Origin of the sequence: Saccharospirillum sp. MSK14-1, assembly GCF_003054965.1 — a bacterium.
Lineage (GTDB): Bacteria > Pseudomonadota > Gammaproteobacteria > Pseudomonadales > Natronospirillaceae > Saccharospirillum.
Window position 1 is genome coordinate 1 of sequence record NZ_MIES01000024.1, and the last position, 2,379, is coordinate 2,379.

Annotated in this window: 2 protein-coding genes; both read right to left on the bottom strand. The window is 37.8% G+C overall.

The features are described from left to right. Positions 1-1,169 precede the first annotated feature (1,169 nt). Positions 1,170-1,802, bottom strand: a complete 633-nt coding sequence (locus BGP77_RS03800) for a hypothetical protein (RefSeq protein ID WP_108163410.1) — start codon at positions 1,800-1,802, stop codon at positions 1,170-1,172. Positions 1,803-1,856: 54 nt separating this feature from the next. Continuing rightward, positions 1,857-2,379 (bottom strand): hypothetical protein (locus BGP77_RS18020; protein ID WP_158269260.1); only part of this gene is annotated, 523 nt, incomplete at its 5' end.

Sequence of the window (2,379 nt, forward strand, 5' to 3'; positions counted from 1 at the left end):
TGACGAAAATCCTTCAGCTTTTTTATTCATAAAAGAAACCATAAGCCTAGTCAAACAACATAGTCTAAAAATAACCAAATTCAATGAAGTAAAATATAGGTGGTTTGCATATTTGAAGGGTGTAGCAAAAGGGTATTTTACTCAACGCTCACTATGACATGGATTTAGATACCCTGAGAAAGACCTTCATCTAGATTACAAGAAGTCAATAAAAAGGGTTTTAGATTCTCTTGGATGAAATCGTGTGCGTACCCCTGATTTAAATATCAAAGGGTGATATTAGGATATCGCTGGTATAGTAAATTAAGTATGGCTCAAAAATTCTTTTAATTATTTGTCGATATAAAATTTCGGTTTGATATTTCCTATTGCTATCAAAATAGTGTAATTCAAATCTACTCGTCCGATTAATAGCTGACATCAAACAAACGATAGTGGCAACATTCGTCCTTCCAGGTCGTTTAATCTGATCGCTGACCTAATATCTATTGCTGCCCTCGGGCTGCACGATTGTACACAGTAACGGTTCATAATAACCGGCGGTGATTAACTGCTCGGACGCCACCGCAATTTTAGATTTTGCAAAGACGTATTTTCCGTGCGGTTGCATAGTTTGGTAGGCTTATTTTTGATTGTTTAGTTTCTTTTTCTTTGCAACATAACCTAATGGATAGGCAATAAAAGTTATCAATGAAAATAATAGCGGCATTAACCAGAATTGGGAAAAATTAAATATTCTGTTTTTCGATTTATCTTGATTATGTATTAAAACAGATACGTCATCTCCAATGTCGGAGACACACCACTCCCTCTTGCTCCATTTAAAGTTGCCTTTAACCTCAGTATTAGATTCGGTTATTGCAACGGGCCCAAAAGATAAGCGACTGTTACTACCGCTGTTCCTATGCGAGTAACACCTTACTATCGTTGCGGGTTCTATAGATGAATTTAAAATGACAGAAGCCCTGTCATATATAAGCCATAATGTGATGGGGATAGGTGTAAAAAAAGCAATAATGAAGGTGCCGCCAATCGAGTAACCTATTATTTTTGAAATCATATTTCCTCCTGGGCATTACACCCGCCGCCGCAGCAGGTTAAAAATGAACGCCAGTGAGTTTTTAGTGATCTTGCCCCGACAAGATGTACTTATTAGGAGGACTAGCATCTTAGTGTAGGAAACTTTTAATAGTGTTAATGATTTGGGGGTGCAAATCATCATAGATGGTTTCCATTAAATCATGAATCTCATAGCTCCTAAACTGCATATCAAAATCGTCTTCACAAAAACGCGGGTTCTGCTTTGGCGAGAACATTCCACTGTCAATACGAACTATGCGCCGATGCTTTGATACATTTGCTATGTGTTCAAGTTCTTTGTAGGAATTTGATGTGAGTAACACCCTAATCTCACTAACACCATTGTTATATTTCTTTGATAATGGCCCATTCTCAAAAGTCTTCCAGGTTATAAAACGCGATTCCGAATCCTTATTAACTTCAATGAGTAAATTTAATAGATATGGAACCGACTCAATCAATGCATGAAGGGAACGGAAAAATGCAAAACAATTTGCTTCAAATGCAATTCTAAAATATTGCGGATTCAGTATTTCATCATCTACCAATTTCCCACCCATAGCATCAAGATGGAGTTGATGCTGCTTATGAAATTGTTCGTAGTGATACCTACAGTAATCGTCTTGATATACAAGACTTCTAAAAGCGACTTCAAAACGAGACTTGCGTTTAGCATCCAAATTCGGATTTAGCGACTTTCGCAAGTCTGCAATTGTAAGCACCTTTAAACTCCTAACGCCTCGTTCACCGGCTTGTCCGGTGCAACGCTTTATTAACTAAATTGCTCTAAGGTTTACATAGAGTCGAAATACCGGGTTAGTAAATTCGTATATACCCTGCCCTTCTGGGATACGACGGATTACAGCTCCAAATTTCTTATCAAGCAACCTGGGAAGGTTCTGGTCAAGATAATCTACGTCAAACTCTTCAGCGTCTTTACGGACATCTTTTAGAAATATTCTTCCAACGTCTTCATGGAAAAGAGTTTTCTCTTCCGGTTGTTCTGCCAAAAGGTGCAATAGCATTTGTCGTGCCTCGGAGGTGCCTATTGCTCTTTGGTATGAGCTTTCCAGAGTTGGGAAAGCAACGCCGCCTTTAATTTCTTCCAGAACGCGGTTATATACGTGCAAATTTATAGATTTAAGACCAAGTTGAGATGCTTTACTAACACAAGACTTGCCAATCATTTGAATAAAATATGGATATCCTTGAGATACTCGTACTATTTCATCTTTTACAGCGTCGTCTATTGCTAGCTCATCTTTGAATAGCTCTTCAGCTTTATTTAGAATATTTCTG